The following is a 24252-nucleotide window of genomic DNA, read 5'->3' on the forward strand; positions in this document are numbered from 1 at the left end:
ATAAATTGTAATAAATTTTAATTAAATAGTATCCCGATTTTTTTAATTTTCAATATTTTTCTTTTCTTCTTCTTTTTTATCATCTTCTTTTGGTAATAGTGCTTTACGAGATAAAGAAAGTTTTCCATTTTCATCAATATCAATAACTTTTACTTTTACAAAGTCACCCATTTTAAATAAATCTTCAACTTTTTCAGTTCTTTCGTGTTGAATTTCAGAAATGTGAAGTAAACCCTCTACGCCTTTTTTAAGTTCTACAAATGCTCCAAACTTCATAATCTTTTTGATTTTACCTTCGAATACATCCCCAACTTCAACATCTTTTACAATAGATTCTATTATAGAAATAGCTTCTTTAGCTTTATCTGCATCTTCAGAAATAACAGAAACCTTTCCATCTTCATCTATGTCAATTTTAACTCCAGTTTCCTCTATTATTTTATTAATTACTTTTCCACCAGCTCCAATAACTTCTCCGATTTTTTCCGGATTAATTACTATTATGTGAATTATAGGAGCATATTTAGATAAAGTTTCTCTAGGTTTACTTATAGTTGTATTTAAATGTTCTAATATTTCAACTCTAGCATTTTTGGCTTTATCTAACGCAACACTTAAAACTTCTTTGCTAATACCTTCAACTTTTATATCCATTTGTATTGCAGTTATACCTTCTGTAGTACCTGCTACTTTAAAGTCCATATCACCAAAATGATCCTCTAAACCTTGAATATCAGTTAATATTTTTGTTACTCCGTCTTTTTCAATTAATCCCATTGCAATTCCAGCTACTGGCGCTTTTATAGGAACACCTGCATCCATTAAAGCCAATGTAGAACCACATACTGAAGCTTGAGATGAAGATCCGTTTGAGCTTAGTACTTCAGACACAACTCTTATTGCATAAGGAAATTCCTCTTCTGAAGGGATTACAGGTATTAATGATTTTTCTGCTAAAGATCCATGTCCAATTTCTCTTCGTCCTGGACCTCTCATTGGTCTAGTATCACCTACTGAAAATGGCGGGAAATTATAGTGATGTATATATCTTTTAGGTTTATCGTCTCCTAAACCGTCAATTATTTGAACATCAGAAAGTCCTGCAAGTGTAACTATTGAAAGTACTTGAGTTTGTCCTCTTGTAAACAGCCCTGAACCATGTGTTCTGGGAAGAATACCAACTTCAGATGAAAGATGTCTTATTTCATCTAATTTTCTACCATCTGGTCTTACTTCATCTTCTAAAATACCTCTTCGAACTTCAGTAATTTCAATTTCTTCCATAATGGCTTCTATATCTTTTGAATAATCTTCCATTTCAGCTTCAAAGTGTTCTCTAATTTGATCTTTCGCTGCATCAACTTGTTCATTTCTGATAACTTTATCAGCTTCATTTATTGCAGAAACTATTAAATTTTCGCCATATTCTTTAACTCTTGAAGAAATATCTTCATCAGGTGTAAATACAGAATAAGTTGATTTTTCTTTTCCAACTTCTTTAATTATATCTTTAGTAAATTTGCAAATTCTTTTAATTTCTTCATGTCCAATTAAAATAGCATCTAGCATTTCTTTTTCTGTTACTATGTTCGCACTTGCTTCAACCATCATTATAGCGCTATCAGTTCCTGAAAGTACTAAATATATGTCTGATTTTTTTCTTTGCTCTTCATTTGGATTTATAATATATTCTCCATCAATAAATCCAACTTGTACAGAACCAGTAGGTCCTTCAAAGGGAATATTTGAAATACTAAGAGCTATAGAAGATCCAATCATAGCAACTATTTCAGGTAGACAATCTTGATCTACAGATAACACAGTTGCAACAACTTGTACATCATTTCTATATCCTTCTGGAAATAAAGGTCTTATAGGTCTATCTATAAGTCTGGCAGATAAAATAGCTTTTTCACTAGATCTACCTTCTCTTTTTATAAATCCACCTGGCATCTTACCTACAGCATACATCTTTTCTTCAAAATCAACACTTAAAGGAAAAAAATCAATTCCTTCTCTTGGTTTTTTTGATGCAGTTGCCGTTACTAAAACTACAGTATCTCCATATTGTATTATACATTCTCCATTAGCTTGTTCAGCTACTTTACCTATAGTAACCTTTAAAGTTCTTCCTGCTAAATCTAAGGTAAAAACTTTCTCCATTATTTCCTCCTTTATAAAATAAAGAGCGGTTCCTCCGCTCTTTATACTAACCTCTTATTCCCAACTTCTCTATAAGTGCACGATATCTTTGAATGTCTTTATTTTTTAAATATCTAAGAAGATTTCTTCTCTTACCAACCATTTTTAAAAGACCTCTTCTAGAGTGATGATCTTTTTTGTGCTCTTTAAGATGTTCATTTAATTCATTGATTCTATTAGTTAATATAGCTACTTGAACTTCTGGAGAGCCAGTGTCCTTTTCATTAACTTTATATTCTTCTATTATTCCATTTTTTTCGTCTTTACTTAACATTTTAAACCTCCAAGTTTTTATATAAGCCTACACACAAGTCAGCGCTGAGGAACGACAAACATATGTGAGGTATTACCTAATACATACTACCATAATTAAAATAAATTGTAAACTGTTATAATCTTGTTTTTATATAATCTACATCTAATTTTATTTGAGCAAATAGATCATCAATGTTATCAAAGTTTTCTTCTTCTCTAATAAAATCCAAAAGAGAAAGTTGAACACTTTTCCCATAAATATCTTCATTAAAATCTAAAATAAAAGCCTCTATTCTCAATCCGCTATTTTCAATAGTGGGATTTTTCCCAATATTTGTTGCTGCTCTATAAGACTTTCCATTAATTTCTATATTAGTATCATATACTCCAAATTTTGGAATTTCATAATTCACATCAGTTTTTATATTTGCAGTTGGAAATCCCATTTTTGAACCTAGGTTTTTCCCATTAATTACTACTCCATTCATAGTAAAATTATATCCCAGAAATTCATTCGCAAGTTTAATTTGTCCGTTCTTAATTAACTCTCTTATTGAGGTAGAAGAAATTATCTTTCCATTTTTTTCTACAGGGTTAATTATAAACAATTTAAAATTTTCTTCTAGAGAACGCTGTTTTAATAATTCAGTATTTCCACTTGCCTTGTGTCCAAATCTATAGTCAAATCCTACAACTATTCCCTTTACTTTTAAGTGTTTTAAAAGTAATTTTTTTATAAAGTCATCAGGGTCCATAGTCATAACAATTTTATTAAATTCTAATTCATATATTATATCAATGCCAATTTCTTTTAATAATTTATATTTTTGTTCATTTGATGTCAGTAGTCTTTGCTCTTGTTTAAAAATTAAATTCTTTGTGTGACTTTTAAAAATTAAAATACTGCTTTTATACCCATTTAATTTTGCTTCCTCTACAAGTTTTTTTAAAAGTATTTTATGGGCAGTATGAACTCCGTCAAAGTTACCTAATGCTATAAAAGTATTTTCTTTTGCTACAAAATTTTTGTCTATAGTTATAATTTCCATCTAATCTCCTATTAATAATTTCTTAATTTTAATACCAGAAAATTCTTCTGTAGTTTTATATTCTCCTATTGCAATAAATTCATTTCTGCAATAAAGTCTTAAGAGTTTATTTTCTTTTATATCTGCTTGAGTTTTAAAAGGCACTCCATTTAAAGCTCTAAAATAAAATTCGTCTGGAAATTCAAAAGCTTCAAAGTCATTTAAAGCTGCATCTATTGGAATTAAACTTTTTTCTAAATCATCAACAGCTGATGTTTTAAGTATTATCTCATCTATTGAATTATCTATATTAAAATTTCCACTTCTAGTTCTCACTAAATCAGTCATTGTGGCAAAGGTATTTAATGAATAGCCTATATCTCTGATTAAGCTTCTTATATAAGTTCCAGAAGAACAATTTATTTTTATTATAAAAGTATCTGTACTTACCTTTTCTAACAGAGAAATATCTGAAATTTTAACAAGCCTTTCTTTTACATCTACTTCTATGCCATCACGCGCATATTCATAAAGTTTTCTTCCATTTACTTTTATGGCAGAATACATAGGTGGTTTTTGATATATTTCACCTTTAAAGGCAACTAAAGACTCTACGACTTCTTTGGATAAAGGTATTCTACCATCTGAACGAGTTATATTTCCAGTTATGTCTAAGGTGTCAGTTTCAATTCCAAATTTCATTGTTGCAATATATTCTTTGTCCTCTGCAGTTATATATTGTGCAATTTTAGTTGCTTTTCCAATACATATTGGAAGAACTCCTGTTGCAATTGGATCGAGAGTACCAGTATGGCCAACTTTTTTTATGTTTAATTTTTTTCTGAACATATAAATAACATCGTGTGATGTTACTCCTTTAGGTTTATTAAATATAAAAACTCCATTCATCTATCTAACTCCATTAAAGAGTATTCAACAACTTTTTTCTTAGTATCTTTTAATGGCAGTTCAATAGTAGCTCCAGCAGCTCTAATATGACCTCCACCATTAAATTTAGATGCTATATTTATGGCATTTGCATAGGATTTAGTTCTAAGACTAAGTCTAATACAGTCCGATTTTTCTTTTAGCAGAATCGCTATTTCAATCCCTGAAATATCTCTTATAAATTCAACTATTCCATCCGCATCTGAATTTTTAGCTCCAATACTTTTTATTAAATCATCACTTATAGTTACTAATCCTATTTTATCATTTCCATATAATTCAAAAGAATTTAAAGCTTCTAGAAATAGTTTAGTTTTTTCCAAGCTCTTGTTTTGATATAAGTTAATGTTTATTTCTCTTTTGTCTATATTGTACTTTAATAGTTCTGAAGCTACTTCAAATGTATAAGATGTAGTGCTATCATATTTAAAACTTCCAGTATCACTGGAAATTGCAGTGTAAAGACAAGTTGCAATTTCTGTATCTAATTTCAAATTTAATTCACTAAAAATAGTATATAAAAGCTCACCAGTTGCAGAAGCTTTAGAATCAACGATATTTAACTGTGCATAATTTGTATTTGTATAATGGTGATCTATATTTACTGTATACTTAGAATTTAAAAATAAATTTTTGGCAATACCCAATCTATTTAAATCAGCACAGTCCAAAGTGATAAATAAATCAGAATCACTATCTAAATCATCACTTTTAACAGCATATTTTAAATTTGGTAAAAAGCTTTCATCATCTGGCGCATCTTCATTCATAATCATGTAAACTTCTTTATTTAAATTTTTTAAAATTTTAAACATAGCTAAAAGAGATCCTATATTATCTCCATCAGGACTTACATGTGATGCAATATAGATTTTATTTGAATCTTCAATAATTTTCTTTAAATTACCTATCTCCATAGTTTACCTCATCAATTAACTTTGACATTTTTATTCCAAGTTCAATTGAATCGTCACTAATAAAAATCAAGTCTGGCATTGCTCTTAATTTAACAGATTTAGATAGTTCTTTTTTTATAAAACCCTTAGCTTTATTTAATCCCTTTAGCACTTCCTCTGGAGTCTTATCAGTTGAGAGTATAGAAATATAAACTTTCGCAAATGATAAGTCATTTGTAACCTCCACATGAGATACGCTAATAATTTCCGGTATTCTAGGATCTTTTACTTTATGTTGAATGATATCTGAAAGAGATTTTTTAACCTCTTCAGATATTTGATGAGTTCTTTTCTTATTCATATAATCACCTAATCTTTTTGAACTTCTTTTAAGATATAGCTCTCTAGTAAATCTCCTTCTTTAAGATCATTAAAACTATCTATTGTAATTCCACCTTCATAGCCAGTTGCCAATTCCTTAACATCATCTTTAAATCTCTTTAGAGAACTTATTTCACCTTCGTGAATAACTATATCATCTCTCAAAACTTTAACCATTGATTTTCTTAAAATTTTACCACTTAAAACATATACTCCAGCAACTATTGTATTACCAGGTAATTTAAATGTTTGTCTGATTTCACATCTTCCAAGTATTTCTTCTACAATTGTAGGAGTAAGCATACCCTTCACAGCTGATTCTATGTCATTTATAATGTCATAGATAACTCTGTACGTTCTAACGTCAACCTCTTCAACTCTAGCTAAGTCTATTGCATTGATATTAGGTCTTACGTTAAATCCTATAACTATCGCATTTGAAGCAGAAGCTAGAGAAATATCACTTTCATTTATTCCACCAACACCTGAGTGAATTATATTGATCTTAACTTCTTCATTAGTTAACTTTACTAAAGATTGTATTAAAGCTTCCACTGAGCCTTTTACATCACCTTTAACAACTATGTTCAATTCTTTCATTTCGCCTTCTTTAATGCGATCAAATAGATTTTCAAGTGATACTCTGTTATTAGTGTTGATTCTACTTTCTCTTGAAGATTCTTTATTTTTATCAGCAATAGTTCTAGCTGTTTTTTCGTCTTCTACAGCATAAATTAAGTCTCCTGCATTTGGAACATCTGACAATCCTAAAATTACAGCAGGCATTGAAGGACCAGCTTTTTTTATTTGTTTGTTTTTATCGTCAATCATAGCTCGGATTCTACCACTTGAAAATCCTGAAACTACATTATCTCCAAACTTCAAAGTTCCTTTTTGAACTAATACTGTTGCCATAGGACCTTTTCCCTTGTCTAGTCTAGCTTCAATAATAGTTCCTATAGCTTTTCTATTAGGATTAGCTTTTAATTCCAACATTTCAGCTTCTAATAAGACCATTTCCAATAAGTCGTCAATGCCTTCTTTAGTCTTAGCTGAAACAGGTACCATTATAGTATCTCCACCCCAGTCTTCAGGCATTAGCCCATTGTCTAAAAGCTCTTGTTTAACTCTATCTAAGTTAGCAGATGGCTTGTCAATTTTATTTATTGCAACTATTATTGGAACATTTGCAGATTTCGCATGTGAAATAGCTTCAATTGTTTGAGGCATAACACCATCATCAGCTGCAACTACTAAAATCGCAATATCCGTTATTTGAGCACCTCTTAGTCGCATTGAAGTAAAAGCCTCATGTCCAGGAGTGTCTAAAAAAGTTACTTTTTTATTATTAACATTAACAGTATATGCACCTATATGTTGAGTAATTCCGCCGGCTTCAGATGTTTGTACATGCGAATGTTTAATAACATCTAAAAGTGAAGTCTTTCCATGGTCAACGTGTCCCATAACTGTAACTACAGGTGGTCGTGGTTTAAGTTGATTTTCTTTATCCTCATAATTTAAGCCCATTTCTTCTTCTATAGATATTTCTTCTTCAGCTTCTACAATATTTATTTCTTTTCCAAAGTCATCTGCTAATAAAATACAAGTATCTTCATCAATAACTTCATTTTGGCTTGCCATAACACCTAACCCTATTAGCTTTGTTATAACCTGAGCTAATGGAATAGATAGTTGCTCTGCAAATTCCTTAACTGTAATAGGTAAATTTATATTAACTATAGTATCATCTCCAATTTCTACTTCTCTTTTTTCTACCTTTTTTTGAGCTTTGTTTTTCTTCTTAGGTTTCTTCTTTGAAAGGTCTCTTCTGGGAGTTGCCTTTGTAGCTACATTTTTATTTGTATTATCTTTTTTAGGTTCTATTTTGTTTTTCTTTTTATTGGTTTCAATTTTTTCTTTAGAAAACTTTTTCGGTTCATCCGATTTTTTATCTTCTGTTTTCTTTTGTGTTTCATTTTTTTGACCATTTGTATTTTTTTGTTTAGCTTTTTTATCTAAACCAATATTGTTTTTTTTATTGTCAGATTTTTTATCCTCTGTCTTTTTTTGGTCTTGATCTACTTTATTTTTCGTTATATTCTTTTTAGAATTATCTTCTTTAGATATAGATTCTTGTTTAGGTGAATATAATTTTCTTATTTTTTCTTCGTCTTCTTTATCAACTGTAGACATGTGATTTTTAACCGGAACATCCATTTCATTAAGTTTATTAATTAATTCTTTACTTGCTATTCCGATTTCTTTTGCCAATAAGTGTACTCTTATTTTTGACATTAAGATACCTCCTTAAATGAGGTGTTATTCTTGCTTTAGTGAGTTAAATAAATCATTGTATGTTTCCTCTTTTATTTCCATCTCAAATGCACGATTTAAAGCTTTTGACTTTATAGCTTTCTCTAAACATTCTTCATTAAAACATATATAAGCACCTCTGCCATTTTTTTTACCAGTTTTATCCAAAAATATTTCATTATCTTTGTTCTTCACTATTCTAATTAATTCTTTTTTTGGTTTACTGTTTCCGCAACCAATGCATTTTCTCATTGGTACTTTCTTAATTTTCGCCATAATTAACCTCATTCATTAAGTTTTATTCTACGGACTTATCTTCTATATCGTCTTTTTTGTATTGATTATTTAATGAATCATTGTAACTTGACTCTGATGAATAACCAAACTTTTCTCTAAATGTGTCTTCTTCTAATTCTGAATCTTTTAAATATTCGCTGAATTGAGCATTAGATTTAATATCTATCTTCCAGTTTGTCAACTTAGCAGCCAGTCTGGCATTTTGTCCTTCTTTTCCTATAGCTAATGACAGTTGGTAGTCAGGTACTATAACTAAAGCTGATTTTTCTTTTTCATTAACAAATACTTTTTCAACTTTTGACGGACTTAAAGCATTTGCTATAAAACAATCTATTTCTTTTTCATAAATTATAATATCAACTTTTTCATCATAGAGTTCATCTACAATAGCTTTGATTCTAGATCTTTTATAACCTACACAAGCTCCCAGAGCATCTACATCATCGTCTTTTGAAAATACTGCTATCTTAGTTCTGGAACCAGCTTCTCTTGATATAGAGTAAATTTCTACAATTCCATCTGCTATTTCCGGCACTTCTAATTCAAAAAGTCTCTTTATTAAATTAGGATGTGATCTGGAAAGTATAATCTGTGGTCCCTTAGTAGTTTGTTTAACTTCTAGTAGCAATAGTTTAAATCTTTGACCTTGAGTATAAGTTTCTCCTTTTATTTGCTCAGCAGGAGGTAAAACAGCCTCTGTTTTACCCAAGTCAAAGTACACATTCCCATAGGAAACCCTCTGCACTTGTCCTGTAATAATTTCATTTTCCCTGTCTGTAAAATCTTCAAATATAATGTCTCGTTCTGCATCTCTAATTCTTTGAATAACTACTTGTTTAGCTGTCTGCGCTGCTATTCTTCCGAATTTTGCCGGATTTATTTTTTCACTGTAAACATCCCCCGCATTTAATTTGGGATCAAATTCTCTAGCAATGGATAAAGGTACTTGTAAGTTTGAATTTTCAACTTCATCATCATTTACTATATCCTTTAAAGAAAAAACATTTATTTGCCCAGTTTCTCGATTTATGTCAACTTCAACATTTTGTGATGTTCCAAAGTTTTTTCTATAACTTGAAACTAACGCAGACTCAAGAGCATCAAAGACTATTTCCTTAGAAATCCCCTTTTCTCGCTCTAATTCTTCTAAAGCGCCAATAAATTCTTCATTCATAATATCCTCCATTAAAATTTGATTAATTGTCTCATAATAGATATTGATTTAATTGGTATTTCAACTGTATTTTCATCAATTAAAAGAAATATTGAATCTGAGTTATAATCACTTAAAACACCTTCATATCGTTTTACATCATTTAAAGGTGCAAATAATTTTACTTCAACTTCATTACCAACGTTTCTTCTATAATCATTTTGATTTTTTAATGGTCTATCTAATCCCGGTGATGAAATTTCTAAATAATATGGTTTATCTATCAAATTTAATTCATCTAATTTTTCTTCTATACTTCTGCTCATATCAGTACAATCATCTACATCAATTCCACTTTTTTTATATATAAATATTGACAATAAATCATGTTTAGAACCAACTTGATATTCAACATCAACAATTTCATAATTTAACTTTTCAGCGCATTCATTTGCAACCTCTAAAACTGTTTTTAGCAAATCATTTTTTTCCAAAACGCACCTCCTTTAAAAAAACAAGAGTGGGATCCCCCACTCTTTAACAACATTTATATCTTTCTAAGAAATTATACCATAAAATGTATATAAATCAAAGTATATTAAACAAACTTAATTGGTTGCTCTTTGGAAGTTTAGACAGTAGATTGTTTTCTTCTAAAATTGCAATTACTGTTTTTGTAGCCTTTGTCCTCAAAATTAAATCTTCAATAGATAAAAACTCTCCATTAGTCCTTTCAGCCACAATGTTTTGAGCTACTGAATCTCCTAATCCAACTAAAGCTCTAAGAGGCATTAATATTTTTGAGTCTTTTATTGTAAAGTTAGATGCTTCTGATTCATAGATATTTACTGGCTCAAATTCATAACCTCTTGCATACATTTCTAAAACCATTTCTAGGACAATTATCTGACCCTTGTCTTTTGCTGTAAGTTTTTCAGTTGTATTATTTATTTCTTCTATTTTTTCTTTTATTGACTCAATGCCCTTCATAATTAATTCCCCATCAAAATCAGAGAGTTTAATAGAGAAATATGTTGCATAGTAAGCCAAAGGATAATTTAATTTAAAATAAGCTATTCTAAAAGATAACATTACGTAGGCAACAGCATGAGCCTTTGGAAACATATACTTTATTTTTTCACAAGAGTCAATATACCAACTTGGAAGATCTAAAGTTTTCATAATATCTTTTTGTTCTTGAGTTAGACCTTTCCCTTTACGAACTTTTTCCATAGTGTCAAAGGCCATTTTATTATCTGCACCTGCTTCAATTAAGTACAACATAATATCTTCTCTTGTTGAAATAACAGTTGAAAGTTCAGCTCTGCCCTCTCTTACTAAATCTTGAGCATTGTTAGTCCATACATCTGTCCCGTGGGATAAACCTGATATTCTAACTAATTCAGCAAAGCTCTTTGGCTTTGTCTCTATGAGCATTTGTATTACAAAACTAGTTCCAAATTCAGGAATACCTAAAGTGCCAGTTTTAGTAGAAAATATACTTTCATCTAAATGTAAGGCATTAGGACTTGAAAATAACGTAAGGGTTTCAGGATCATCTAAGGGAATAATTTTTGAATTAATTCCAGTAAAATCTTCTAGCATTTTTATAATAGTTGGACCGTCGTGTCCTAATATATCTAGTTTTAAAATTTTTCCGTGTATAAAGTTATAGTCAAAATGTGTTGTTATTACTCCCGAGCTCTCATCATCTGCTGGATATTGAATAGGTGTAAAATCAAATATCTCTTTATCTTTAGGACATATCATTACACCACCCGGATGTTGTCCTGTCGTTCTCTTTACACCAATGCAACCTTTTGCCAATCTTTCAACTTCTATATTTGGAACAAAGCTGTCTTCAAAATATTTTTTAACGAAGCCATATGCGGTTTTTTCAGCAACAGTACCTATAGTTCCTGCTCTAAAGACATACCCCTCTCCAAATAGTTCTTCTGTGTACTTGTGAGCAACAGGTTGATATTCTCCTGCAAAATTTAAATCAATATCCGGCTCTTTATCTCCATTAAAGCCTAAAAATACTTCAAAGGGAATATTGTGTCCATCTTTTATCATCTCACTGTCACATTCTGGACACCTCTTATCTGGTAAATCCACACCTGAGCCTACGCTTAAGTCTGTTATAAATTCAGAGTGTTTGCACTTTGGGCATACATAATGTGGAGGTAGAGGGTTTACTTCAGTAATAGAGCTCATAGTTGCAGCAAAAGATGAACCTACTGACCCCCTAGAGCCAACAAGATATCCATCGTCATTAGATTTTTTAACTAGCTTTTGAGCTATTATATAAAGTACGGCATAACCATGGTCTATTATTGAGTTTAATTCTCGCTCTAATCTATCAGATACAATTTTCGGAAGTTCATCTCCATAAATTTCATGAGCTTTTTTATAGCACATATTTCTTAAATCACTATCAGAGCCCTCAATTACAGGAGAATAGGTTCCATCTGGTATTGGCTTAATATCTTCACATAAATTAGATATTAGGTTAGAATTTTCTACTACTACTTCATAAGATTCATCTCTTCCCAAATAAGAAAATTCTTCTAACATTTCAGCTGTAGTTTTAAAATAAAGAGACTGTGGAATTTTTGCATTTCCAAAAGGTCTTCCAGTTCGTCCATTTAAAATTATTCTACGTAGTATATCATCTTTTTCATCTAAGTAATAAACATCTCCAGTGGCAACAACAGGTATGTCGAGTTCTCTTCCTATAGAATATAGCTTTTTATTTATATCTCTTAATACATCGTAATTACCTACCATATTGTCAGCAATATAGTTTAAATTATTTTCTACTGGTTGAATTTCAATATAGTCATAGTATTTTGCTTTTTCTTTAATTATCTCTTCAGATTCTAAATTAAAAATAGACTTATACAGTTCAGAAGAAGAGTTTCCACTTCCTATTATTAGACCTTCTCTATATTTATTCAACAAGCTTCTAGGAACTTTTGCAACTCTATTAAAGTTATTCATATGTGATTCACTTACTAATTTATATAGGTTTTTTAAACCAATTTCATTTTTTACTAATACGGATACGGAGCTTTCAAAAAGCATGGAGCTATCAATTTCTTTAGACAAGTTGTTAATATCCTTAATATTTTCAACTCCGCTTTTTTTTGACATCTCAAGCATTTTTAAAAAGATTTCCGCCGTTGCTTCAGCATCATTTACAGCTCTATGGGCATTTATTAAAGTAACTCCAAGTTTCTTTGAAAGTGTTCCCAAGTTAAATCTTTTAGTACCTTTAACTACGGCCCTTGCCAGAGGAAGTGTATCAATAACCGGAAAATCACTGTTTAAACCATATTTATCCATATCTCTCGTTATAAAACTCATATCAAAAGTTGCATTGTGAGCTACAAGAATTGAATCTTTACAAAAGTCATGAAATTCTCTAATTACAATATCTATTTTTGGTTCGCTTGCCACAAAGGCATTACTTATTCCAGTTAATTCAACTACTTTTTGTGGTATGGGAATTACAGGATTTACAAGTTGAGAATATCTATCTATAATCTGTCCCTTTTCAATTTTCACAGCTCCAATTTCCGTAATGGCATCTACCCTTACAGATAATCCAGTTGTTTCTATATCAAATACTACAAAGGTATCTGTGTTGTTATTTGAATTTTCATTATAGTGTTTTAAAATTTGTTCTTCATCATCTACAAAATTTGCATCTAATCCATATAGTATTTTAAGGCCATATTTTTCTCCAGCCTCCATGGCTTCAGGAAATCCCTGCACATCTGCAGTATCTGTAATGGCTATTGAATTCATATTCCAATATTTAGCTCTCTTTGCCAATTCATCAAAGGAAGTAACCCCATTCATCGTACTCATTTTGCTGTGTAGTTTTAATTCCACTCTCTTTACATCAGAATTATCAGTACGAACAACTCTCTCTGATTTTTCTATATACTTAATCATAATGTTTTCTGACTTTGAGTAGTTGTCATATTGAATATTTCCCGTAATAAAGACATTATCTCCAACTTGTATGTTATCTAGTAACTCTGTTACTTTTTTTGATGAAATAAAAAGTTTTGCAATATAAGATGAAGTATAATCAGTAATTGAAAAAATAAGCAAAAATTTAGAATTTTTAAGTTCACGAATGTCTATATTGAATATATCTACTTTTACAGTAGCTTTTGTAATATTTAAGTTTAATTCCGATAAATTTATAACTTCTCCTAAGTCCATCCTCCCAAAACTGTAGTTACCAGCTTCAGAATTAGACTTAGAAGTTGTTTTTATAGGAGCATTATTGTTAAATACTTCTATATCCTTACAAATATTTTTTTCTTCATTTTCAAAATTAGATACAAAATCTTTCATATTTTCATTATTTCTTTCAAGAGAAGTTTCATGTAATTTAAAAACTACTTCATAATTTCCAAAATATTTTAAACTTGTCTTTAAAGTATCTTTTAAACCATTTTGTTGCATTGAAAAATAAATTGATTCATTTGGAGCTATAATTTCAATTACATTGTTTTCTTTGTTTAAAATAATTTCCATACTGTCAATCCATACTTTACTAGAGGGATTATATTTTATAATTTCAGAATTTATTAATTCGATTTCATCTGAATATTTTAGAAAGTCTTCTTTAAATAGAATTTGAACATTAAGTCCTTTAAAATATGCTTTCATACTATTTATTAAAATTTCTTTTTCTTTTTCAGATATTTTTTCAAATAGTACTAAATTTATAAAAAGTTCCATATTTTTATCATCTAAAAAAATACTTTCAATTTTTATTTGTTTACCCTTTAGAGTAACCTCATCAATATTCAATTTTTCAAGGAGTTCGTTAAAACTAATCAAAAAAACACCTACATTTCTTCTATTTCTTTAAATAACTCTTCCAATAAATCTTCTTCTTTAACCTTTTTTACAACTTTTCCCTTTTTAAATATAATTCCTATTCCGTTTCCACCTGCAATTCCTATATCTGCCTCTTTAGCTTCACCAGGTCCATTTACCGGGCATCCCATTAAAGCTACTTTAATATTTTTATCAATGCTTTGTAATTTAAGCTCAGCTTCATTTACTAAATCAATCAAATTAATTTTAGTTCGAGAACAAGTAGGACAAGAGATAATTTCTACACCTTCATTTAAAATATCCAGTGATTTTAATATTTCTCGGCCAACTTTTATTTCTTCAATCGGATCAGTAGTTAAAGAAACCCTTATTGTATCTCCTATTCCTCTACTTAATAGAGAACCTATGCCAACAGCAGACTTCACAGTTCCTGAAAATGTTGGACCTGATTCTGTAATTCCTAAATGCAATGGATAATCAGAAAGGGAAGAAAATTTTTCATATGAAGCAATGGAAAGATTTACATTACTTGCCTTTAATGACACTTTTATATTAAAAAATCCCATAGATTCAAGTAGTTCAACCTCTTCTAATGCACTGTAACAAATTGAATTTTCGTTAACACCGTGGTACTTATCTAAAAACTCTTGCTTAACCGATCCAGAATTAACACCAACTCGAATAGGTATATTGTAATATTTACAAGTATTTACAACTTCTTTTATTTTATGTTTTGCACCTATATTTCCAGGGTTTATCCTTAAGGCATCAACATGATTTTCAGCAGCAGCAACTGCTAACTTATAATCAAATTGAATATCGGCAATCGTCGGTATATTTATATTTTCTTTAATTATTCTTATAGCTTTTGCGTCGTCTAAGTCATTAACTGCAAATCTAATAATGTCACATCCTACATTTTCAAGTCTATGAATCTGATTAATTGTGCTTTCTGTATCTTTAGTTATTGTATTAGTCATTGACTGTACAGTTATTTTCGAATCTCCGCCAATTGGAATATCTCCAACAAATATTTTTTTAGTTTTTTTTCTACTAATCATTTAATCACCAATTAAATATCCTTTTTAAATCTCCAAATACAGTAATATATAGCATTAAGGTCATTAAAAGTCCAAATCCTATAAAACTTAATCTTCCTTCAATTTCATCGCTAACTTTTTTTCCTGTGATTGATTCAATTAACAAGAAAACTAATTTTCCACCATCTAGTGCCGGTATTGGCAACAAGTTCATTACAGCTAAATTAGCACTTATAATGCCTAGAATATTTAGCAAGTAAATCGGCCCTCTAGCTGTTTGCTGGCCTATTATTTGAATTACTCCAACGGGTCCTGCAAACATATCAACGCTTACATTTCCTTGAAATAATAATTTTAGAGTAGTAAATACACTTCCAATAGTAAAAACAGTTTTATTAAATCCATATTTAATAGAACTTAAAAAAGATTTTTCCGATTTTGGTCCTATTCCTATAGAAGCTACACCATCCTTATAGTCGGGTTTAATTTCTTTTTTTAAAATTTCATTTCCTCTCTTAACTTCAAGAGTAATATTTTCATTTTCTTTTGCCATTGAAATATTTGTCGCAACTGCTTCCCAAATTTTTGTAGGCTGATTGTTTACAGATAGTATTTCATCTCCAACTTTTAATTCTGCATATTGAGCAGGTGAATTTTCAACTATTTGCCCTAATGCATTAGTGTTATATCCAATAAATGATGCTATAAAGAAAAAAGCTATAATTGCTAGCAAAAAATTCATAATGACACCCGCTACAACTACAGCCATTTTTTTTAATACAGATACATTATTAAAACTCCTTGGATTTTCTGAATATTCATCTTCTCCGTCCATTGCAACATATCCACCAATTGGAAGTATTCTCAAAGAGTACTTTGTTTCACCTTTTTGAGTTTGAAAAATTTCAGGACCCATGCCAATAGAAAATTCGTCAACTTTTATTCCAACTAACTTTGCTATTGTAAAGTGGCCTAATTCATGTAACATTATTACAATTAAAAAAACTAATATTGAACCTATTAAAGTAGCCATTTTACCTCCATTAATATAAGTATAATAAAAAATATAGAATATAGACAAACGGAATTACCATTATAGTACTATCAAATCTATCCATAATTCCACCATGTCCCGGTAAAATTTTCCCATAATCTTTTATACCTGTTAACCTTTTTATTTTTGATGCAGTTAAATCCCCTATTTGCCCTGCAACTGAAGCAATTACTGTAAGCGAAATAGAAGTTAAGTTAATTGGAATTTTTACAAAATAAAAATAAACTATAGAAACTAATACAGCTCCTAAAACTCCACCAATAGCACCTTCTATTGATTTTTTCGGACTAACTCTTTCTAAGAGTTTGTGCTTTCCAAAGTTAGATCCTACAAAATAAGCAAATGTATCTGTACAAAAAGCTATAATAAAAACTAACAATAAAAAAGGTGTTCCCACAAAAGTATTTAGCAAGTTTAGTGAATAAGGTATATAAATAAAAGTAAATATTGAAACAGCTGTACTATTAAAATCATACTTTACAGAAAAAACCAAGTAGATTAAAGAAATTATTAAAACTACAATAATACTAAAATCATAAGATATTCCAACTATATTAAATACGAAAAGAGAAATACACCCAATTATTATGGGCAGCATATTGATATTAATTTTAATGTTTTTAAATGCATTTTTAAATTCTAAAATTGCAATAATACTTATAATAAAAATAGCCCCTCTTAAATATATTCCCCCTAAATAGAGTATTGAAAATAATAAAACGAGCCCAACAATTCCAGTAAGTACTCTTTGCTTTAAATCTGACAATTATATTCCACCAAACCTTCTATTTCTTTTTTGATAATCAAGTATTGCTTCATAGAGAACATCTTCTTTAAAATCAGGCCATAGTACATTTGAAAACCAAAATTCAGAATAAGCCAATTGATATAACATAAAATTACTAACTCTAAATTCACCACTTGGTCTTATTAATAAATCCAGTTCAGGTTGCCCCTTAGTGTAGAGATATTCATTAAACATCTCTTTGTTAATATCATCTACATCAAAATTTCCATTTACAACTTCTTTTGCAATTAATTGTGTGGCTCTGACAATTTCGTCTCTTCCACCATAATTCAAGCCTATATTTAATATCATTTTATCATTGTCTTTTGTCAATAACAATGCTCTGTTTATTTCTTGAACAATTCTATCTGGTAATTTTGAAATATCTCCCATGACATTTATTTTTACGTTGTTTTTTATTAGTCTGTCCAACTGTGTTTTAATATAATATACTAACAAATCCATTAGTTTTGAAATTTCATCTTTAGGTCTTTTCCAATTTTCTGTGGAAAAAGCATAAAGGGATAATGATTTAACATTTAGTCTGTAACAGGCTTCTACTATTTCTATAACCCGCTTACTCCCCTCTCTATGTCCCATGCTTCGAGGAAGATTTCTCTTTTTAGCCCATCTACCATTCCCATCCATAATTATTCCAATATGGTTTGGAATGTTTTTTAAATCCAGTTCATCCATCGACACTATAAAATCTCCTTTAATAAAATTTATAGTATCTATTATATCAAACTTATCTTTAATAAGTATTAATTTTATTGAGACTTTAAATTATTGTATTAATTATATTTATGTATAATTTAAAAATAAAAGGGCTAAGCCCTTTTATTTTTAAATTTCTAGCAATTCTTCTTCTTTAGAATTAGTTACAGAATCTAATTCTTCAATATACTTATCAGTAACTTTTTGAATTTCTTCTTCTCCTGATTTTCTATCATCTTCAGAAAGTTCTTTTGCTTTTTCTAATTTTTTAATTTCATCAATGGCATCACGTCTAATATTACGTATTGCAACTTTTGCATTTTCACCATTTTTTCTTACAACTTTTGTAAGCTCAATACGTCTTTCTTCTGTCAATTGTGGAATTACTAATCTTATTACTTTTCCATCATTTGAAGGGTTGAGTCCTAAATCTGATTTTAAAATTGCCTTTTCAATGTCAGGAATTAAATTTACATCCCAAGGTTGAATAGCCAAAATTCTTGGCTCTGGTGCAGATATTCCTGAGACTTGATTTAAAGGTGTTATTTGTCCATAGTAATCAACTGCAATCTTATCTAATAGTGCAGGATTAGCTCTACCAGCTCTTATAGATTGAAGGTCTTCTTTATAGACAGAAATTGTTTTTTTCATTTTATCTTCAGCATCTCTTTTTATATCAGAAATCATAGTGTCCTCCTAAATTATTTTACATTTGTACCAATATCTTTACCATTGACAACATCAATAATAGAAGAAGGTTCATCTATTCCAAATACAGTTAAAGGAATATTATTGTCCATACAAAGTGATGTTGCTGTTGTATCCATTATTTTTAATTCTTTACTTAAAATTTCAAGATACGATAAATCTTCAAACTTTTTAGCATCTTTATTGATTTTAGGATCAGAATCATAAATTCCATCAACGCCTTTTTTAGCTAATAGTATTACATCTGCTCCTATTTCTGCAGCTCTAAGTGCAGCAGTGGTGTCAGTGGAGAAATATGGATTTCCTGTACCAGCAGAAAATATAACGACCCTGCCTTTTTCCAAATGTCTAATTGCTCTTCTTCTTATATACGGTTCAGCAACTTCTCGCATTTCAATTGCAGTTTGAACCCTAGTTGCAACGCCCATATTTTCCAATGCATCTTGAAAAGCAAGTGCATTCATTACAGTTCCCAACATTCCCATATAATCTGAAGTTGCTCTATCCATATTGGCATCTCTACCACGCCAGAAGTTTCCACCTCCAACAACAATTCCAATTTCAACTCCAGTTTTATGCACTGTTTTTATTTGAGAGGCAATAGATTTTACAGTTTCAATGTCAATTCCAATTCCCTGTTCACCAGCCATAGCCTCTCCACTTAATTTTAAGACAATTCTTTTATATTTTGGACTCATAATAGTACCCCTATTATTGGCCCATTTGTTTTTTTACTTCTTCAGCAAAGTTCTCTTCTTTTTTCTCTAATCCTTCTCCTACTTCATATCTAACAAATCTTCTGATTTTAATATTTTCTCCGATTTTAACAACTAAGTTGTTAAGTAGGTCTTGAACTTTTACATCTGGATCTTTTATAAACTTTTGATCTAAAAGTACAATTTCTTCATAGAATTTTTCCAATCTACCTTCAACCATTTTTTCAACGATTTTTTCCGGTTTACCTTCATTTAATGCTTGTTCTTTTAGTATTTCTTTTTCACGCTCTACTTCACTTGCAGGTACTTCTTCACGTGTTACATATTTAGGTGCTGCTGCTGCAACTTGCATAGCCATATCTTTTACAAATGCTTTAAATTCTTCGTTCTTTGAAACGAAATCTGTTTCAGAGTTTACTTCAATTAAAACTCCGATTCTTCCGCCGTGAATATAAGAATCTACAATACCTTCAGATGCGATTCTTCCAGACTTTTTAGCAACGCTAGCAAGTCCTTTTTCTCTTAAGATGTCAATAGCTTTTTCAATATCGCCATTCGCTTCTGTAAGAGCTTTCTTTGCGTCCATCATTCCAGCAGAAGTTCTCTCTCTTAATTCTTTAATCATTTCTATACTTACACTCATTATTTACCTCCTAAAAAAAGAGAGTTATAAAGGCATAGCTTTAGAACTCTCAAAATATTACTCTATCTCTTCTTTATCTATAATTGGCTGCTCTTTTTCAGATTCTTCAGTTATTACTTGAGTTTTTTCTTCGTTTTCTTCTGAGTAGTCTTCTGTTTGAGTGCCTTGCTTTCCTTCCAATACTGCATTTGCAATTGTTTCAGTAATAAGTTTTACAGCTCTTATAGCATCATCATTACCTGGAATTGGATAATCAATTTCATCAGGATCACAGTTTGTATCTACGATTCCAACTATAGGAATTCCTAGAATGTGAGCTTCTTTAACAGCAATTCTCTCTTTACGTGGATCAACTATAAATATTGCATCTGGCATTCTGTCCATATGCTTGATTCCACCTAGAAATTTTTCAAGTCTTTCTCTCTCATGCTTTAACTGAATAACTTCTTTTTTTGGAAGAAGGTCAAAAGTTCCGTCTGTTTCCATTTCATTTAATTGATGTAGCCTATCAATTCTCTTTCTAATTGTTTTATAATTAGTTAATAGACCACCTAGCCACCTTTGATTAATATATGGCATTTCGCACTTTTGTGCTTCTTTTTTAATTGCATCTTGTGCTTGTTTCTTTGTGCCAACGAACAATACTTGTCCACCTTCAGATGCGATTTCCCTTACGAATTCATAAGCTTCGTCTACTTTTTTGACAGTTTTTTGGAGATCTATGATATATATACCATTTCTCTCTGTAAAAATAAATCTACTCATTTTTGGATTCCATCTTCTTGTTTGATGACCAAAGTGTACTCCAGCTTCTAGTAGACTTTTCATTGATATAACTGACAAAATATTCACCTCCGTTTTTTATTCCTCCATTTTTTTCATCTAATTTAAGGACATTAAGCAACTCTTAAATTATCAAAAAATGTGTGTGTTTTATAACCGTAAATAAGTATAACACAATAGTTTTAAAGTGGCAAGACTATTATGTTATACTTATTTATTTAAAATTTTAAATCTTTAGAATTATATATTATATATGTTAATAATATAAATATAATAATTATTATTAAATTAATTCCCACTCCCATAAGGGAAATATTTGTAACTACAAATTTAATAGGTTTAAATACTTCTAATGGAAACATATTTATAATGCTTGAAAATAGTGATCCGAAAACTTTTCCCGTCATAATTAAAATAACAGTAAAGAATACAAATAGCACACTTATTCCATCAGATAAAGCAGATGACTTAGAAATAGAACTAAAGAAATATCCAATGGACATATATACTAGTCCGCTTCCAAGTAAAGCTACAAATATCTTTATAATATCTATTAAAAAGCCTTTAGAATTTATTATGTTGTCAACATTTGCACTTGCATCTATTGGGATTATATATGAAAGTCCAAATGTAATGCCCATAATCAAAACTAAGAACACTACATAAGTTAATATATTTGACAATACTTTTTGGGTTACTATTTCGTATCTAGTTATTGGATTGGAGTATAAGTATTGAATAGTTCCATATTCTTGTTCTTTAGATAGAGAACTGCCCCCCAATTGCATTGAAAATATTGCAATTAATACTGCAATGTATTGAAATATAAAAGCAACATATTGTCCTAAGTTTGTATAGTCTATTTCTTCCTCAAAACCCAATATCATTTTTAAGCTAGGGCTTAAAGAATCTACAAATGTATCAAACATACTTTTCATATTTATATCAAGCATCATAGGATAAAGTGCAAGTAACAAGCCAATTAATATTGACAAAACTACTACCCATGCAATCATTTTTCCTAAATTTGATTTGAATTCCTTAGAAAATATCATTTTAAGCCTCCTCTTTCTTGCTATAATAAGCTTCTATTTTATCAGAAAGAGATGAATCTTCAATACTATAATTATCTATTTCACATTCATATATAACTCTAGAAAGATTTTTCATGTCTTTATCATAGTATAAAATTTTATTGCCTTCACTTGAAGTTATAATTTTTGCTCCAATATTTATAAAAGGAGTTAAATCTTCTATGCCGCTATATATTTTTATAATTTTATCATTTGCAGCTTTGTTGTTAAGTTGTTCTACTCCCCTTATTTCCCCTTCATGCAAATATGCAACTCTATCGCAAAATCTTTGAGCTTCTGATAGAGAGTTTGTTAACATAAACAAAGTAAGAGAGTTTTCTACTTTTAAATCATTTAAATAAGTAAACAGTTTTTCTACTTGAGAATCACTTAAATATTTAGTTGGTTCATCCATAATTAAGAGTCTTGGCTTTACAATTAAAGCATTAATTATAGAAAATATTTTCTTTTCGCTATTATCCATATCGAGAACTCTCAATTTTGGATTTAAGTTAAAATAATCTAAAAGCATATCAATTTCTTCAGAATTTTTTAAATTATGCATATTTAATGTGGTTTTTAGTAAATTAATAACTTTTGCATTTTCTTGAAATAATAATTCCTCCGGAACAAAACTAACGCTTTCTTTTATTGCTTTTGAGTCCTTTGAAGAATCCATATCAAAAATAGAAACTGTCCCTTTTGCCGGTTTTAAATAATTAAATAAAATTCTTGCTAAAGTTGTTTTACCTGAATCTTCTAAACCCAATAATGCAAAAAATTCACCTTCTATTACTTCTAAGTCGATATTTGAAAAAACACTTCTTTTGCCTATTCTCTTAGTTAAATCACTAATGACTATGGCACTCATCACATTCACCTCTTTAATTAATTTCTTAACACATTATACTATAAGAATGTTATAAAACCAATATTTATATATTAATTCCTAAATTCCTACATATAAAAAGGAAACATATATTAACAGAATAAATTTTAAATTGATTTGATTTGATTTTATTCACTGTGTTATTTAAAAATTTTCATGCTTTTTCTCATCGATAGTAATGAAAAACTAGGACAATATATTGAAATATGCTATAATTTATTTATTATATGAAATGAGGCGATTTAATGAAATTAGGCATAGTAGGTCTGCCAAACGTTGGCAAATCAACACTCTTTAATGCACTTACACAAGCTGGCGCTGAAGCAGCGAACTATCCATTTGCAACTATAGAGCCTAATATAGGCGTAGTTAACGTACCTGATGAAAGATTGAAAGTTTTATCAGATATTAGTAAATCTGAAAAAATACTATATACTACAATTGAATTTTTTGACATAGCTGGACTTGTAAAGGGGGCCAGTAAAGGTGAAGGTTTAGGAAATCAATTTTTATCTAACATTAGAGAAGTTGATGCCATTGTCCATGTAGTTAGATGTTTTGATGATGAAAATATTATTCACGTTGATGGAAGTGTAGACCCTTTAAGAGATATAGAAAATATTAATCTTGAACTTATCTTCTCAGATTTAGAGCAAATTGAAAAGAGACTTTCAAAAGCTGAAAAACAAGTAAAGAGCGATAAAAAATTGTTACCTGAAGTTGAGTTGTTAAGAAAATTATTAGCTGTACTTGAAAGTGGAAAACCAGCCAGATCTCTTGAATTAAATGAAGAAGAAAGAAAGCTAATTAAAAACTTCTCCCTTTTAAGTTCTAAATCTGTAATATATGTAGCAAATGTGGCTGAAGATGATTTACTTAATGATGGAGTAGATAATAAATATGTAAAAGAGGTTAAGGACTTTGCTCAAAAACAAGATGACGAAGTTGTAGTTATAAGTGCAGAAATAGAATCGGAAATTCAAGCACTAGATGATGATGAAAAAGTATTGTTTTTAGAGGAACTTGGTCTAGACAGTTCCGGATTAGATAAGTTAATTAAATCTAGTTACAAACTTCTTGGACTTATTAGTTTTTTAACTACTGGACAAATGGAAACACGTGCTTGGACTATTAAAAAAGGCACAAAAGCTCCACAAGCTGCAGGTAAAATTCACACTGATATTGAAAGAGGCTTTATAAAGGCCGATACTATATCATATAGTGACTTAGTTGAAAGCGGCTCTATGGCAGCAGCTAGAGAAAAAGGACTTGTTAGAAGTGAAGGAAAAGAATATGTAATGCAAGATGGAGACGTTGTACTATTTAAATTCAATGTATAGTATCTTGTAGTGGGACTTTGATCAAAAATTACAGAAAAAGTCTTTAACAAACTTTCTGATAAATACAATAAGGAAAATTAAAATTCTTAGTTAATATAAAAGTGCCAATACTTAATTAAATATTGGCACTTTATATTTTTGTTTTAAATAAATTATTTTT

At 29.8% G+C, this 24252-nt stretch carries 22 protein-coding genes; 1 reads left to right on the plus strand and 21 read right to left on the minus strand.

Going from position 1 to position 24252, the window contains the following annotated elements; all coding sequences use genetic code 11:
- Positions 1-42: 42 nt before the first annotated feature.
- From BUB47_RS00575 to BUB47_RS00675, 21 genes are all read right to left on the minus strand, one after another.
- Positions 43-2163, minus strand: a complete 2121-nt coding sequence (locus BUB47_RS00575) for a polyribonucleotide nucleotidyltransferase (protein ID WP_073182780.1) — start codon at positions 2161-2163, stop codon at positions 43-45.
- Between the two features lie 46 nt (positions 2164-2209).
- The gene (rpsO, locus tag BUB47_RS00580) at positions 2210-2476 is read right to left on the minus strand and encodes a 30S ribosomal protein S15 (RefSeq protein ID WP_073182782.1); all 267 of its coding nucleotides are present in this window, start codon (positions 2474-2476) and stop codon (positions 2210-2212) included.
- Positions 2477-2591: 115 nt separating this feature from the next.
- A complete protein-coding gene (locus BUB47_RS00585; protein ID WP_073182784.1) occupies positions 2592-3506 on the minus strand; it encodes a bifunctional riboflavin kinase/FAD synthetase in 915 nt (304 codons plus the stop codon).
- On the minus strand, positions 3507-4394 hold the full coding sequence (truB, locus tag BUB47_RS00590) for a tRNA pseudouridine(55) synthase TruB (RefSeq protein ID WP_073182785.1): 888 nt from the start codon (positions 4392-4394) through the stop codon (positions 3507-3509).
- Positions 4391-5350 carry a DHH family phosphoesterase gene (locus BUB47_RS00595; protein ID WP_073182787.1) on the minus strand — a complete coding sequence of 320 codons (960 nt, stop codon included), beginning with the start codon at positions 5348-5350 and terminating at the stop codon, positions 4391-4393. The genes truB and BUB47_RS00595 overlap by 4 nt, the downstream gene beginning before the upstream one ends.
- Complete coding sequence (gene rbfA, locus BUB47_RS00600) at positions 5337-5690, minus strand: 30S ribosome-binding factor RbfA (RefSeq protein WP_073182789.1); 354 nt, start codon at positions 5688-5690, stop codon at positions 5337-5339. The genes BUB47_RS00595 and rbfA overlap by 14 nt, the downstream gene beginning before the upstream one ends.
- Before the next feature lie 8 nt (positions 5691-5698).
- Positions 5699-8008, minus strand: a complete 2310-nt coding sequence (gene infB / locus BUB47_RS00605) for a translation initiation factor IF-2 (protein WP_073182790.1) — start codon at positions 8006-8008, stop codon at positions 5699-5701.
- Between the two features lie 24 nt (positions 8009-8032).
- Complete coding sequence (rnpM, locus tag BUB47_RS00610; RefSeq protein ID WP_073182792.1) at positions 8033-8302, minus strand: RNase P modulator RnpM; 270 nt, start codon at positions 8300-8302, stop codon at positions 8033-8035.
- Positions 8303-8324: 22 nt separating this feature from the next.
- Positions 8325-9497 (minus strand): transcription termination factor NusA, encoded by a 1173-nt coding sequence (gene nusA, locus BUB47_RS00615; protein WP_073182794.1) that lies wholly within the window; start codon positions 9495-9497, stop codon positions 8325-8327.
- Between the two features lie 11 nt (positions 9498-9508).
- Entirely contained in the window at positions 9509-9970 is a 462-nt protein-coding gene (locus BUB47_RS00620) for a ribosome maturation factor RimP (protein WP_073182796.1), read from the minus strand.
- A 94-nt stretch (positions 9971-10064) separates the two neighbouring features.
- Positions 10065-14342, minus strand: coding sequence for a PolC-type DNA polymerase III (locus BUB47_RS00625; RefSeq protein WP_083529011.1), 4278 nt, complete (start codon positions 14340-14342; stop codon positions 10065-10067).
- An 8-nt stretch (positions 14343-14350) separates the two neighbouring features.
- The gene (gene ispG / locus BUB47_RS00630; RefSeq protein ID WP_083529012.1) at positions 14351-15403 is read right to left on the minus strand and encodes a flavodoxin-dependent (E)-4-hydroxy-3-methylbut-2-enyl-diphosphate synthase; all 1053 of its coding nucleotides are present in this window, start codon (positions 15401-15403) and stop codon (positions 14351-14353) included.
- A gap of 4 nt (positions 15404-15407) precedes the next feature.
- A complete protein-coding gene (gene rseP, locus BUB47_RS00635) occupies positions 15408-16415 on the minus strand; it encodes an RIP metalloprotease RseP (RefSeq protein WP_073183381.1) in 1008 nt (335 codons plus the stop codon).
- Between the two features lie 10 nt (positions 16416-16425).
- Entirely contained in the window at positions 16426-17202 is a 777-nt protein-coding gene (locus BUB47_RS00640) for a phosphatidate cytidylyltransferase (RefSeq protein ID WP_073182797.1), read from the minus strand.
- Positions 17203-17919: an isoprenyl transferase gene (locus BUB47_RS00645; protein ID WP_073182799.1), complete on the minus strand. Its 717-nt coding sequence runs from the start codon at positions 17917-17919 to the stop codon at positions 17203-17205.
- 150 nt (positions 17920-18069) lie between these two features.
- Positions 18070-18627: a ribosome recycling factor gene (gene frr, locus BUB47_RS00650; protein WP_073182801.1), complete on the minus strand. Its 558-nt coding sequence runs from the start codon at positions 18625-18627 to the stop codon at positions 18070-18072.
- Between the two features lie 14 nt (positions 18628-18641).
- Positions 18642-19346: a UMP kinase gene (pyrH, locus tag BUB47_RS00655; RefSeq protein ID WP_073182803.1), complete on the minus strand. Its 705-nt coding sequence runs from the start codon at positions 19344-19346 to the stop codon at positions 18642-18644.
- A gap of 13 nt (positions 19347-19359) precedes the next feature.
- Positions 19360-20007, minus strand: a complete 648-nt coding sequence (gene tsf, locus BUB47_RS00660) for a translation elongation factor Ts (protein WP_073182804.1) — start codon at positions 20005-20007, stop codon at positions 19360-19362.
- Between the two features lie 57 nt (positions 20008-20064).
- Positions 20065-20850 (minus strand): 30S ribosomal protein S2, encoded by a 786-nt coding sequence (gene rpsB / locus BUB47_RS00665; RefSeq protein ID WP_073182806.1) that lies wholly within the window; start codon positions 20848-20850, stop codon positions 20065-20067.
- Positions 20851-21008: 158 nt separating this feature from the next.
- The gene (locus BUB47_RS00670; protein WP_073182808.1) at positions 21009-21845 is read right to left on the minus strand and encodes an ABC transporter permease; all 837 of its coding nucleotides are present in this window, start codon (positions 21843-21845) and stop codon (positions 21009-21011) included.
- A gap of 1 nt (position 21846) precedes the next feature.
- Positions 21847-22734, minus strand: coding sequence for an ATP-binding cassette domain-containing protein (locus tag BUB47_RS00675; protein WP_073182810.1), 888 nt, complete (start codon positions 22732-22734; stop codon positions 21847-21849).
- A gap of 263 nt (positions 22735-22997) precedes the next feature.
- On the opposite strand from BUB47_RS00675, the gene ychF reads away from it, so the two are divergent.
- Positions 22998-24092, plus strand: a complete 1095-nt coding sequence (ychF, locus tag BUB47_RS00680) for a redox-regulated ATPase YchF (protein ID WP_073182812.1) — start codon at positions 22998-23000, stop codon at positions 24090-24092.
- Positions 24093-24252: the final 160 nt, after the last annotated feature.

This window comes from Anaerosphaera aminiphila DSM 21120 (assembly GCF_900129925.1).
Lineage (GTDB): Bacteria > Bacillota > Clostridia > Tissierellales > Peptoniphilaceae > Anaerosphaera > Anaerosphaera aminiphila.